The sequence below is a fragment of the Allobosea sp. TAF32 genome, from assembly GCF_052113585.1.
GTDB lineage: Bacteria > Pseudomonadota > Alphaproteobacteria > Rhizobiales > Beijerinckiaceae > Allobosea.
Genome location: NZ_JBFRDM010000001.1, coordinates 126,750 through 139,119, shown reverse-complemented (window position 1 = coordinate 139,119; position 12,370 = coordinate 126,750). Strand labels below are relative to the sequence as shown.

Sequence of the window (12,370 nt, the reverse complement as noted above, 5' to 3'; positions counted from 1 at the left end):
CTCCTGCGGGAGAAGGATAGCGTCGCGGTGCATGCGCTCTGCCGTCATGCTCGGCCTTGTGCCGAGCATCCACGTCTTGCGGCGTTGATGACGGGCGCCCCCATCGGGAATGCGTCGCTCGGCCAGGGCAAAGACGTGGATGGTCGGGACGAGCCCGACCATGGCGGAGGAGGCGCCATCGCTTATCCTCCCGCCATGACATCCCCTCCACCTTCGTCTACGCCTCACGCGATCTCGAACGACCTCGCTGCACGCGATGAGTTGAGGCGCGGGGAACCCCTCTCCCGCAGCGTAGTCGGCTGTTGCCGACTACGCCACTTGAAGTGTTGATCTCGGGCAACCCCGAGGTCAGTGAGAGGGGCAGGGGTGAGGGGCCGCCGCTGACTACCAGAGCGCAACGGAGCCGCTGCGCCTTCTATGGATACGGCACACCCTCATCCGGCGCTCCGCGCCACCTTCTCCCATCCGGGAGAAGGATAGCGTCGCGGTTCATGTGCTCTGCCGTCATGCTCGGCCTTGTGCCGAGCATCCACGTCTTGCGACGCTGATGACGGGCGGCCCCATCGGGAATGCCTCGCTCAGCCAGGGCAAAGACGTGGAAGGTCGGGACGAGCCCGACCATGACGGCGGAGGCCCCGTCGCCCATCCTCCGGCGATGACCGTCCCCTCCGGCGTCGCGGTCCCCCGCACGAAACTTGTCCCCGCCTTGCCAAATCGCCCTATCCTCGGCCCACCTCACCCCGAGGGGCGGCCATCCGGAGGCATGCTGCATGGCGGGGTGGGGGCGGCGCCCTGCGGCCGGGTTTGCACCCCGGACTCGGGAGGCTGCGGGGCACCGCCCTGGGGGTACTACGGCCCCTGTGCGAGGAGCTCGCTGGAAGGTTGGGGGCGTCCAGCTTTGACGCGGAGCGGATGACGAGGCGATGAGCCGAACTGATCCGCGAAGCGTCGGGCACGAGGAGACCCCGGCCGGATAAGCGCGGCCCGTGGCTTTCAAATCGCCGGCAAGCGGAGCGCCACGGGGCGTGCGGAAGGTGGCTCAATCCTTCCGCGCCGCGTCCTGGCTCAACGGAAGCGGCCCGATACCTCGCGCCTCGCGGCGCTCCGCTGCCCCTCGATCGCGAACGCCCGCGCGGAAGCGTGGGCGGGTGAAAACACGCGCGTCATTCTCGGGCGACCGGCGGGAGACCCGGGAATCTCAGGCCGGAACAGCCTGCGGGAGACTCCTTGCCCGGAGATGCCCGGGTCAAGGCCGGGCATGACGCGAGCGGCAAGCCCGGGCGTGAGACGGGAGGGAGGCCCGGGTGTGATGCGACAACAAATACATCGATCGCCGCCAGCGCGTCCGGTCGGGCGCATGGTGATCCACGCGCGGTCCCTCTCAGGGGGAGATGCCCTGCACCGCCCAGGCGCGCGCCTCCAGCGGGATCGTGCCGTCGGAGGCGAAGCACAGGCTTTCGCGCAGCCGCTGCCGCAGCAGTTCGCGCGCGGCCAGTGACAGATTCGCGCAATAGCCGGGCGCCGGGCCGGTGCCGAGCGTGAAGGGTTGCCAGAAATCGTCGAAGCTGCGGAACAGCGTCGGCACGGAGATCGGCTCGCAGGCGATGTCGATCAGCCCGGCGGCGGCGGCGAGTTCCGTCAGCCCCTCAGGCGTGCAGAAGGGAAAGCGCCTGTCCACGGCCAGGTCCGTCGCCTGCGGGTCGAGCGCCGTCGCCGCGGTCCAGAAGGCGTGCACGAATTGTGGGGCTCCGCCCGGATAGTCCCAGACATAGAAGCTGACGAGCCCGCCCGGCCGCACGGCGCGGCGCATCTCGGCCAGCGCCTTGCCCCGGTCAGGCACGAAGTTGAGCATCAGCCCCGAGCCGACGGCGTCGCAACTCGCGGTCTCGACCGGCAGCGCCTCGGCGCTGCCCTGCCGGAAGCTGACGCGCCAGTTGGTGATGCGCTCGCGCGCCAGTGCCAGGAGCCCCTCCGAAGGGTCGATCCCGATGATGCTGACCGGCACGGCGCCGCCGAGCAGCGCCTCGGTCAGCGCGCCGGTGCCGCAGCCGACATCGAGCCATTCGAAGCCGGGCAGGGGATTGAGCCAGTCGACGAAAAGAGGCGCGAGCTCGCGGCTCCAGCGCCCCATATAGCGATCGTAATTCTCGCCGGCCTGCCATGCGTCATGGCGAGTCTGGTCGGGCATTCTTTGGCCCTTTGGTCCGGAAAGGCTGACTTTACGTCATTTGGGCAGATTCTGCCAGTTGAAGATGTGTTGCAGCGCGCAAGCGGCGATGCCTCGGCGGAATCTACACGAATTCGTTTCCGTTTTTTATTGGCTTCAACTTATTCGCGAGCCGTGCCATCAGAACGATATGCCGTATTCGAGGTGGACGCGGCTGCGCTCATGCATCGAGAGGCGGCCTCACGCCGCCAAAGCGGGCAGGCGTTCCAGCTTGCGGATGGCCGTGCTGAGCTCCGGCTCGTCGACGAGATCGGCGGCGTCGGCCAGTTTGAACCAGTGCAGGTCGCGCTGATGCTGCTCGGAGAAGTTCTCGAACTGCTCCTCGACCTCGAGCAGATAGAGATTGACCTCGCAGAGCACGAAATGGTCGCTCATGCGCTTCCAGTAATTGTAGCGCCCCGCCGGCTCGCTGCTGATGCGGCCGACGACGCCGGCCTCCTCGAAGGCCTCGCGGGCGGCCGCGTCATGATCCTTCAGGCCCTTCATGGGCCAGCCCTTAGGCACGATCCACCGGCGCGTCGTGCGCGAGGTGACGAGCAGGATCTCCCGCGAGCCGTCGGCAGCGTGGCGGATCGGCATGGCGGCGATCTGCGACCGCTTCTCCCCCGGTTTCCGCTTGGCCTTCTTCATCGGCTCTGGACGCTCCTCGCTGCTTGCGGGCTCGCTCCGGCTACGAATCGGGAATGGCTGCCGGACCGAATAAATATTGCATCGCTGCGCGAAAATGGAAGAGGCGTTCTGCCAAAAAGGTGAACAGATCAGCCTTGCTTCTTGTGCATAACCTCGCCCGGACAAAGCCTTAGCAGCAGCCAGCCGCCGATGCCGGAGAGCAGCGAGCCGGCCAGGACACCGATCTTGGTCTGGTTTTGGAGCGCCTCGGAATCCGGGAAGGCGAGCAGGCCGATGAAGAGGCTCATGGTGAAGCCGATGCCGCAGAGCAGGGCGATGCCATAGAACTGCGGCCAGGAGGCGCGAGCCGGCAGATCGGCGAGGCCGGCGCGGATCGCTAGCCAGCCGAAGCCGAAGACGCCGACCTGCTTGCCGAGGAACAGGCCGAGCATGATGCCGAGCGGCACCGGCGCGGCGAGCGTCGCGAGCCCGAGGCCGCTGAAGGAGACGCCCGCATTGGCGAAGCCGAAGACGGGGATGACCAGGAAGGCGACATAAGGGTGGAGCCCGTGTTCGAGCTTGTGCAGCGGCGATGCGGCGTCATCGGGCCGGGCCGGGGAAGGCTTCAGCGGGATGGTCAAGGCCAGCGCGACACCCGCCAGCGTCGCATGCACGCCGGACTTCAGGGTGAAGTACCAGAGCGCCGCGCCGAGCAGGAGATAGGGCACCAGCCGCGTCACGCCGAAGCGGTTCAGCGCCGTCAGGACGACAAGCGTCGCCGCGGCGAGGCCGAGATACAGGCCCGACAGCTCGGCAGTGTAGAAGATCGCGATGATGATCACCGCGCCGAGGTCGTCGAGGATGGCGAGTGCCGTCAGGAAGACCTTGAGAGAGGCCGGCACGCGCGGCCCGAGCAGCGAGAGCACGCCGAGCGCGAAGGCGATGTCGGTCGCCGTCGGGATCGCCCAGCCCCGCAGGCTTTCCGGTGAGCCGAGGTTGAAGGCGAGGTAGAACAGCGCCGGCGCGATCATGCCGCCGAGCGCGGCGAAGCCGGGCAGCACCCGCCGCCCCCAGCTGGAAAGCTGGCCGTCCAGCATCTCGCGCTTGATTTCGAGGCCGACGAGCAAGAAGAACACCGCCATCAGCGCGTCGTTGATCCAGTGCAGGACGGAGAGGCCGAGCATATAGCTCTTCAGCGCGCCGAAATAGAGCGGCGCCGCTGGCGAGTTGGCGATGACGAGCGCAAGCGCCGCTACCGCCATCAGGATGATGCCGCCGGCGGCCTCGCTGCGCAGGAAGTCCCGCAATGCGGAAAGGGGTCTCGTCCGGGGGGCGGGGCCGGCCATCGGGCTCTCCTCTGTCGATCAGGCAGAAGGAGATACGACAGGCCGGCGCCGAAGGCCAAATTCGCTGTCGTCGCAGCGCGGTTCAGAGCTTCCGGCCGTCCTTGTCGAATTGCTTGAGGAAGACGATCAGATCCTTGATCTCCTTCTCGCTCTTGATGCCCGCGAAGATCATCTTGGTGCCGGGGATCTTGGCCCTGGGATCCTTGATGTAGTCGGTGAAGGTGGCCTCGTCCCAGGTCAGGCCGGAAGTCTTGTTGGCGGTCGAATAGCTGTAGGCTTCGACCGCGCCCGAATGCCGGCCGATGAGGCCGTTGAGCTCGGGGCCGACGAGGTTGCGCGCGCCTTCGCCGATCTGGTGGCAGGCGCGGCATTTGTTGAAGGATCGCTCGCCGGCAGCGGCGTCCTGCGCTGCGGCAGGCTGCGCGAAAAAGGGCAGGATGAGGAGGAGGCTCGGGAGAATCACGCGCATGGGCAGGTCTTTCGACTTGGAGGCGTTCTCATTTAGCCCGAAGCCGCGCGGCGCCGCATGGGCCATTTCGCCGCGCCGTTGCTCCAGGTTCGGCCTCAGAGTTCGCCGATCCACTCCGCCACGGTCGCCGTGAAGGCGTCCGGCCGCGACACCGGGAACAAATGCCCGCCGGTCTCCATGATCGCCCGGCGGCAGCCGGGCAGAGCGGCAGCGAGCGCTTCCTGATGGTAGACGGGGACGACGATGTCGTCGCGCGTGCCGAGGATCAGGATCGGCATCGGCAGCGAGCCGATATCGGCCGAGCCGTCGAAGGCGAGGAGGGCGTTGAGCCGCTCGCGGGTCACGATCTTCGCGTGCTCGCTGACCGGGGCCGCTTCCAGCGCATCGTCATAGACGTGCCAATTCTGCTCGATCCAGCGTGGCTGATAGCCGCTGAGCACCGAAATGGCGGCATAGGCGTAGGGGTCCGCCTCGAGGATTGCGAGGCGCGCCCCGAACAGCGCGCTCAGGAAACGGCTGGGGGCAAGCCAGCTTGCGCTGAGGATGAGTCCGTCCACGCGCTCCGGCGCGAGTTTGGCGATCATCTGGGCGATGCAGCCGCCGGTGGAATGGCCGAGCACCACGGCGCGCCCCACGCCGGCTGCGTCGAGCACGGCAAGGCTGTCGCGGGCCAGGAGTTCCATGTCGCAGGGAGCATCGCCGCGCGTGCTGGCGCCGATGCCGCGCTGATCGAAGCGGATGACCTGAAAGGAGCGCGACAGCGTCGTCGCGATGTCTTTCCAGAACGCGGCTGTGCCGCTGAGGCCGCTGACCAGAAGAAGCGGCTGCCCATGTCCTTCCTTGAAGGCGTGCAGCGTCGCGCCGTCGGGCGTTTCGACCTTGAAATCGGTGATCTCGGTGGTGGCTGTCATGCGTCACCTCGCGAAAGGCGGCATGCGTTGTTGCGCCTGGCGCGCAGGATCCCGGACATGGCCCCATCCTCCCTGAAAGCTTAGGTCGCCCACCCGCCGGTCGTTCGGCCTTGATCTGGCCGATAGGACCGGTTCGTGCGAGGATGGCGCATCAGGGCCGCACCTGCCATGGCTTGAGCGCAGGGGGCGGGATGTTCCTGGCGCAGGTCGAATAGACCAAAGACTAATTGGCCTGCGTCTAGTGCATGGCTTTGTGCCTTATCGCCGCAAGCCATTCTGCCGAGCAGGGAAGAGGCTTGGCGTACAGGTGTCAGCGACGCCGGTTCGCCGCTGCCGGATCCTCGCGCCAGGTCGTCACGGACATGGTCGGCAGGTCGAAATAGTCGCGCGTGGTCGCGTAGCCATGTCCGCCCATGCGGCCGACGGCATCGAGCGCGGCCGGGTCGACATAGAGCTTCTGCGGATCGACCGCGTCGGCGCGGAAATGGGCGTAGACGACCTCGCCGAGAATGATTTCGCGCGAATTGCCGATGCCGAGCGTCGTGTGGTGCCGGCATTCGAAGGCTGCCGGCGCCTGTCCGATCCACGGGCAGGGCACCTTGACGCCGGGCATCGCGGTCAATCCGGCTTCGGCCAGTTCGTCGGCGCCGGGCTCGAAGGGCACCGCGCAGACATTCATGCCTTCCAGGAGCGCGTCCGAGACGATGTTGACGGTGAAGGCCAGGGTCTGCCTGACATTGCGGCCGGTGTCCTTCTGCGCCCCGGTCGGTCGGTATTCGACCCCGAGCGCGAGGATGGCCGGGTCGGCGGACAGGCAGTTGAAGAAGGAGAAGGGGGCAGCATTGACCGTGCCGTGCTCGTCGACCGTGGTCACCAGCGCGATCGGGCGCGGCACGACGGCGCCGATCAGCAGCTTGTAGCGCTCGCGCGGGGTCAGCGCTGCGAAGTCGAAGGTGACGATGCCGGGGGCAGTTTCGGCGCGCGGCTGTCCGGTCGGGTGGGCGGTCACGATGGGGTCAATCCTTCGCTGCGGGCGTAGGGGGCGAGCACGTCGCGGATGTCCCGCTCGACGCGTGGCGTCAGCAAGGCGCGGGTCACGACGGCGCGCAGATGGTGGTCCATGAGATCGGCGGCGCGGGCGGCATCGCCGGAGCGCAGGGCCTCGATCAACTGGCGGTGCTCGGAGACCGCGCATTCGCTGGAGTGCGGGCGGCCGTAGATGGCCAGGATCAGCGAGCAGCGCGACGATGCTTCCTGGACATAGCGCAGCAGCAGCGCATTGCCGGTCATCGTTGCGAGCTTGATGTGGAACTCGCCGGAGAGGCGGATCGATTCCGGCCCGTCCTGTTCATGCGCCTTCTCTTCCTGCTCGACATGGGCTTCGAGCTCGGCCGCCTGGGACGCCGTCAGGCGCCCGGCCAAGTTCTCCGCGACCAGCCGCTCCAGCCCGCGCCGGACCTCGAAGACGTCGCGCGCTTCTTCCAGAGTCGGATAGGCGACGGAGGCGCCGCGATTGGGCTTGAGTTCCACCAGCCCTTCGACGGCGAGGCGCCCGAAGGCCTCGCGCACCAGCGTGCGGCTGACCCCGAGCTGCTCCCCGATCGAATCCTCCGGCAGCTTCACGCCGGGCTTCAATGCCTGCTCGATGATCGCGCGCCGGAGCGCCCTGTATACGGATTCCGCCCGCAGAACCGGCGTACGACGCTCGCCCATCTCCGCTTTCCCTCGTCCTGATCTGACCATTTGCGGGGGCGTCAATGTCACGATCGCGGGCTCCGATCCAGTTTCTGCTTGTGTTCAATAATTGCATACAATACGATATTTTCATCGTATGCAAGTTTGTTCAATAATCGCACACGAGATGGCGATCAAAACGCCACGGTGCCCAAACAGGCGGCAACGACGATCCGGGCCCGCTACGGCGGGGTCGAACACAAAAGGGGAGAGTTGGATGAAGAAGGCCTGGTTACTGGCGGCCGTTGCCGCTTTCGCCCTGACGGGAGCCGCCGAGGCGAGGACGCTGAAATGGGGGTCGGCGCGCGAAATCGCCTCGCTCGATCCCTACTCCTTCGGTGAGACCTTCACCCTGTCGGTGCTGAACCATGTTTATGAGGGGTTGGTGCGCTACACCGGCGACCTCAAGATCGAGCCGGCGCTGGCGGAGTCGTGGGAGACGGTGTCGCCGACGATCTGGCGCTTCAAGCTGCGCCAGGGCGTCAAGTTCCACAACGGCAATCCCTTCACGGCCGATGACGTCATCGCCTCGCTGGCGCGCGTCACCCATCCCGACTCCCCGCTCAAGGGCAATTTGCCGGCCTATAAATCCTCGAAGAAGATCGACGACTACACCGTCGAGATCGAGGTCAACGGCCCCTATCCGCTGCTCCTCAACGACCTCACCAACATCTTCATCTTCGACAAGGAGTGGATGGAGGCCAACAACTCGCTGCTCCCCACCGATTCCGGCAAGGGCGTGAAGGGCTATGCCACCGACAACGCCAACGGCACCGGCCCGTTCTTCGTCGAAAGCCGCCGCGCCGACTCCAAGACCGTCTTCGCAAAGAACCCGAACTGGTGGGACAAGCCGAAGCACAACATCGATAAGATCGAGTTCACGCCGATCACCTCGTCCTCGACGCGGGTCGCGGCCCTGCTGTCCGGCGAGATCGACTTCACCAACGTCGCCCCGCTGCAGGACCTGCCGCGCCTGTCCGCCTCCCCGGATGTCAAGGTGCTGCAGACCAACGAGCTGCGCTCGGTCTTCTTCGCCTTCAACCTGACCGACAAGCTCTTCGAGAGCGACGTGAAGGACAAGAACCCCTTCAAGGACATCAAGGTGCGCGAGGCGCTCTACCGCGCCATCGACATCGATGCCGTCCAGAAGCGGGCGATGCGCGGTCTCTCGCGCAACACCGGCGCGCTCGTCGCCCCCGCAATCCCCGGCTACGAGCCCTCGCAGGACGAACGCCTGCCCTTCGACCTGAACGGCGCCAAGAAACTCCTGGCGGATGCCGGCTATCCCAACGGCTTCTCCTTCCAGCTGAACTGCCAGAGCGACTCCCTCGTCAACGAGGAGGAGTTCTGTCAGGCGGTCGCCTCGATGTGGGCGCGCGCGGGCCTGAAACCCAATCTCAGCATGGCCCCGCGCAGCCAGCAGGCGCCGAAGCGCGTCAAGGGCGATTTCGACGTCATTTCCTTCGGCTGGGCCAACGAGCCGATGATCGACGCCTATTCGCTGCTGGTGCAGGTGATGCGCTCGAAGAGCGGCACGGGCGGCGTCTTCAACTGGGGCAATTGGGGCGATCCGCGCATCGACGCGCTGATCGACAAGGCCGGTGTCGAACTCGACACGCCCAAGCGCATCGAGCTGATGAAGGAAGCGCTCAAGATCGCCAAGGCCGAGCACCTCTTCATCCCGCTGCACCAGCAACCGATGGCCTGGGCGATGCGTTCGACCGTGGCCTCGACCGTGCAGGCCTCGGACAACAAGCCGCGCCTCTGGCTGACCATGATGAAGTGAGGCAGGCGCGACGTCATGGCCGGGCTTGACCCGGCCATCTCGGAAACCAGCGCCCTCTCGTCCTGAGATTCCCGGGGTCTTCGCTCTGCGAAGCCCGGGAATGACGCCGGAACGCAGGAGCTTTCCATGCCGGCCTTTCTCTTCAAGCGACTGCTCAACGCCGCCGGCGTCATGCTGGCGGTGGCCTTCCTCGCCTTCCTGATCTTCCGCTTCGTCGGCGATCCCGTCGAGCTGATGCTGAACGAGCAGGCGAGCCAGCAGCAGCGCGACGAGCTGCGCGTCCGGCTCGGCCTCGACAAGGGCTTCGCGATGCAGTTCGCGACCTTTGTCGGCAATGCCGCGCGCGGCGATTTCGGCATCTCCTACCGCAACCAGCAGGACGTCTTCACGCTGATATCGGAGCGCTTCCCGGCGACCTTCGAGCTCGTCCTCGTCGCGACCTTCCTGTCGCTCGCCATCGGCATCCCGCTCGGCGTCTATACCGCCATCCGGCGAAACAGCATTCTCGCCAGGGCGCTGGAGTTCGTCTCGGTGCTCGGCGTTTCGCTGCCGAGCTTCGCGCTCGGCATCCTCTTCATCCTGGTCTTCTCGGTCTCGCTGCAATGGCTGCCGGCCTTCGGCCGCGGCGAGGTCGTTCAGCTCGGCTGGTGGAGCACCGGCTTCCTCACCGCTTCCGGCCGCAAGGCGCTGATCCTGCCCGGCATCACGCTCTCGCTCTTCCAGATCACGCTGGTGATGCGTCTCGTCCGCGCCGAGATGCTCGAGACCATGCGCACCGATTTCATCCGCTTCGCCCGGGCCCGCGGCCTGCCGTCGCGCGCCATCCATTTCGGCCACGCGCTGCGCAACTGCCTGATGCCGGTGATCACCGTCACCGGCCTGCAGATCGGCAATCTCATCGCCTTCGCGCTGGTGACGGAGACGGTGTTCCAGTGGCCGGGCATGGGCATGCTCTTCGTCCAGGCCGTCACCTTCGTCGATATCCCGGTGATGGCGGCCTATCTGATCGTCGTCTCCCTCATCTTCGTCACGCTCAACACGCTGGTCGACCTCACCTATGCCTGGGTCGATCCGCGCCTGCGCGAAGACGCCCTCACGGGAGGCGCCAATGCTCGTTGAGAAGACCCGGCCCGCTGACACCGCCAGGAAACCCGGCCGCCTGCGCCGCTTCCTCGACAGCGACATCGGTTGGAGCTTCTGCCACACCCCGGTCGCCTGGCTCTCGGCACTGGTGCTGGCGCTGCTCGTGCTCAGCGCGCTCTTCGCGCCGCTGATCGCGCCGCAGAACCCCTACGACCTCACCCAGATCTTCATCGACAAGGCGGAGATTCCGCCGATCTGGCAGGAGGGCGGCGAGTGGCCCTTCCTGCTCGGCACCGATCCGCAGGGCCGCGACGTGCTCTCCGCCATCCTCTACGGCTCGCGCATCTCGCTGATCATCGGTTTCTCCGCCGTCGTCGTCTCGATGCTGATCGGCGTCTCGATCGGGCTTTGCGCCGGCTTCTATGGCGGGCGCGTCGACAACCTGCTGATGCGCCTCGGCGATACCGTACTGTCGATCCCGACGCTGCTGATGGCGATCCTGGTCTCGGCGATCTTCCGCGAGATGCTGCCGCCGGCTTTGCGCGAACCCTTCGCCGCCGTGGTGCTGGTGCTCTCGATCGCGCTGACGAGCTGGGTGCAATACGCCCGCACCGTGCGTGCGCTGACCATGGTCGAGCGTCGCAAGGAATATGTGCTGGCAGCCCGGATCATCCGCGTGCCGGCGGCGCGGATCATGGGCCGCCATATCCTGCCCAACACCATGACCCCGGTGCTCGTCTCGGCCACACTCAATCTCGGCCTCGCCATCCTCTCGGAGGCGACTTTGTCCTTCCTGGGGGTCGGCATGCCGATCACCCAGCCTTCGCTGGGTACGCTGATCCGCATCGGCAACCAGTACCTGTTCTCCGGTTCCTGGTGGCTCGTCGTTTTCCCCTCGCTGCAGCTCGGCCTGATCGTGCTCTCGGTCAACCTGCTCGGCGACTGGCTGCGCGATGCGCTCAACCCGAAACTCCGCTGACAAGAAACCACGAGGATACGCCCGCGATGACTGCCTCCCTCCTGATCCGCAATCTCCGCCCGAACGCCGGAGCGGCGGTCGACATCCTGGTCGAGAACGGCCGCATCAGCCGCCTGGCGAAGGATATCGCCGCGCCCGCAGGTGTGCCGGTCGAGGATGGTCGCGGCGAGATCGTCATTCCCGGCCTCGTCGAGGCGCACACCCATCTCGACAAGAGCCTCTGGGGCCAGTCCTGGTACGTCAACGAAGTCGGCCCCAAGCTCCTCGACAAGATCGACAATGAGCGGGAGAGCAAGAAGCGCCTCGACATCGATCCCGCGCGCCAGTCGGCCCGGCAGGCGATCCAGTCCTCGCTGATGGGCACGACCCATATCCGCAGCCATGTCGACATCGACACCGAGCACGGGCAGTGGGGCGTCGAGGGCGTGATGAAGACCCGCGACGGCTATCGCGACATCGTCGACATCGAGCTCGTCGCCTTCCCGCAATCGGGCCTGCTGCGCCGCCCCGGCACGCTGGAGCTGATGGACCAGGCGATGAAGGCCGGTTGCGAGATCGTCGGCGGACTCGATCCCTGTGGCATCGACCGCGACCCGAAGGGGCATCTCGATGCGGTCTTCGGCCTCTGCCAGACCTATGGCAAGCCGCTCGACATCCACCTGCACGAGCCCGGCGAGATGGGCGCCTTCTCGATGGACCTGATCATCGAGCGCACCCGCGCGCTCGGCATGAAGGGCAAGGTCACGGTCAGCCACGCCTTCTGCCTCGGCTCGCCCGACATGGCCCTGGTCGATCCGCTGATCGAGCAGCTTGCCGAGCTGGACATCGCGATCATGACGACGGCTCCATCCCGCAGCGCCGCGCCGCCGGTCAGGAAGCTGCTCGAGGCCGGCGTGCGCGTCTGCTCCGGCTCGGATGGCATCCGCGACACCTGGGGCCCCTATGGCAATGCAGACATGGTCGAGCGCGCGATGTTCGTCGGCCTGCGCAACAACTTCCGCCGTGACGACGAGCTGAAGCTCGCCTTCGACGTCTGCACGACCGAAGGCGCCAAGGTCATGGAGATCGCCGATTACGGTCTCGCCGAGGGCAAGGCCGCCGATTTCGTCATCATGCCCGGCGAGACGCTGGCGGAGCTGATCGTCACCCGTTCGCCGAAGCGCCGCGTCGTCAAGCGCGGCCGCGTCGTCGCCCGCGACGGCGTATCGGTGAGGGCCGCCCCGTGA

11 protein-coding genes are annotated in these 12,370 nt (G+C 66.5%); 4 read left to right on the top strand and 7 right to left on the bottom strand.

Translation table 11 applies throughout. The features are described 5' to 3' along the window. Positions 1-1,381: 1,381 nt before the first annotated feature. The 7 genes from AB4Z16_RS00585 to AB4Z16_RS00555 all read right to left on the bottom strand — a co-directional run bounded on the left by AB4Z16_RS00585 (position 1,382) and on the right by AB4Z16_RS00555 (position 7,275). Complete coding sequence (locus tag AB4Z16_RS00585; RefSeq protein ID WP_441509378.1) at positions 1,382-2,188, bottom strand: class I SAM-dependent methyltransferase; 807 nt, start codon at positions 2,186-2,188, stop codon at positions 1,382-1,384. A gap of 219 nt (positions 2,189-2,407) precedes the next feature. Further along, positions 2,408-2,857, bottom strand: coding sequence for an NUDIX hydrolase (locus AB4Z16_RS00580; protein ID WP_441509377.1), 450 nt, complete (start codon positions 2,855-2,857; stop codon positions 2,408-2,410). Between the two features lie 128 nt (positions 2,858-2,985). After that, the gene (gene nhaA / locus AB4Z16_RS00575; protein ID WP_441509376.1) at positions 2,986-4,182 is read right to left on the bottom strand and encodes a Na+/H+ antiporter NhaA; all 1,197 of its coding nucleotides are present in this window, start codon (positions 4,180-4,182) and stop codon (positions 2,986-2,988) included. 82 nt (positions 4,183-4,264) lie between these two features. After that, the gene (locus AB4Z16_RS00570) at positions 4,265-4,651 is read right to left on the bottom strand and encodes a c-type cytochrome (protein ID WP_441509375.1); all 387 of its coding nucleotides are present in this window, start codon (positions 4,649-4,651) and stop codon (positions 4,265-4,267) included. Between the two features lie 95 nt (positions 4,652-4,746). Further along, complete coding sequence (locus AB4Z16_RS00565) at positions 4,747-5,562, bottom strand: alpha/beta fold hydrolase (protein ID WP_441509374.1); 816 nt, start codon at positions 5,560-5,562, stop codon at positions 4,747-4,749. Between the two features lie 310 nt (positions 5,563-5,872). Further along, a complete protein-coding gene (locus tag AB4Z16_RS00560; RefSeq protein ID WP_441509373.1) occupies positions 5,873-6,571 on the bottom strand; it encodes a flavin reductase family protein in 699 nt (232 codons plus the stop codon). Further along, positions 6,568-7,275 (bottom strand): GntR family transcriptional regulator, encoded by a 708-nt coding sequence (locus tag AB4Z16_RS00555; protein WP_441509372.1) that lies wholly within the window; start codon positions 7,273-7,275, stop codon positions 6,568-6,570. Before AB4Z16_RS00555 ends, AB4Z16_RS00560 begins: the two co-directional genes overlap by 4 nt. A gap of 238 nt (positions 7,276-7,513) precedes the next feature. Between AB4Z16_RS00555 and AB4Z16_RS00550 the strand changes: the two genes are divergently transcribed. From AB4Z16_RS00550 to AB4Z16_RS00535, 4 genes are all read left to right on the top strand, one after another. Further along, positions 7,514-9,082, top strand: a complete 1,569-nt coding sequence (locus tag AB4Z16_RS00550; protein ID WP_441509371.1) for an ABC transporter substrate-binding protein — start codon at positions 7,514-7,516, stop codon at positions 9,080-9,082. Positions 9,083-9,208: 126 nt separating this feature from the next. Then, on the top strand, positions 9,209-10,201 hold the full coding sequence (locus tag AB4Z16_RS00545) for an ABC transporter permease (protein WP_441509370.1): 993 nt from the start codon (positions 9,209-9,211) through the stop codon (positions 10,199-10,201). Next, positions 10,191-11,144 (top strand): ABC transporter permease, encoded by a 954-nt coding sequence (locus AB4Z16_RS00540; protein WP_441509369.1) that lies wholly within the window; start codon positions 10,191-10,193, stop codon positions 11,142-11,144. Before AB4Z16_RS00545 ends, AB4Z16_RS00540 begins: the two co-directional genes overlap by 11 nt. Positions 11,145-11,170: 26 nt before the next feature. Then, positions 11,171-12,370, top strand: coding sequence for an amidohydrolase family protein (locus AB4Z16_RS00535; protein WP_441509368.1), 1,200 nt, complete (start codon positions 11,171-11,173; stop codon positions 12,368-12,370).